The organism is Rahnella sp. CJA17(1/100) (assembly GCF_963881615.1).
GTDB lineage: Bacteria > Pseudomonadota > Gammaproteobacteria > Enterobacterales > Enterobacteriaceae > Rahnella > Rahnella aceris.
Window position 1 is genome coordinate 1 of record NZ_CAWOJA010000052.1, and the last position, 517, is coordinate 517.

The following is a 517-nucleotide window of genomic DNA, read 5'->3' on the forward strand; positions in this document are numbered from 1 at the left end:
TTGCGGGCCAGTGTGATGGACAGTTACGACGTGAACGAGATGCGCCTGGCGGCAAAGCTGGCAGACAGCGCGCCGGATAACAGTATTACGCTGTTCGATAAGGGTTTTTACTCTTTAGGACTGCTACATGACTGGCATAATGCGGGCGAAAATCGCCACTGGCTGACGCCGCTGAAAAAGAACACGCAGTACGAGGTGGTGTGTAAGCTCGGCAAACAGGACGAGCTGATACGGCTGAAAACGTCACCGCAGGCCAGAAAACAGTGGGAAGGACTGCCGGAAGAAATGACCGTGCGGCTTATCCGCCGGAAGGTTAATGGCGTTGAACGGCAGGTACTGACGTCAATGACGGATGCGATGCGTTATCCGGCCGCCAGCGTGGCGGAGCTTTATAAGCATCGCTGGGAAATCGAGTTAGGATACCGGGAGACGAAGCAGTTTTTACTGGGGAACCGGTGGGCGCTGAGAAGCAAACTGCCGGAAATGGTGAGGCAGGAACTGTGGGGTATCCTGCTGA

General features: G+C 55.3%; 1 protein-coding gene. It reads left to right on the forward strand.

Annotated features, from left to right (window positions below):
* Positions 1 to 517: IS4 family transposase (locus AACU55_RS19105; RefSeq protein ID WP_134707160.1), on the forward strand; the 517-nt coding region annotated here is incomplete at both ends.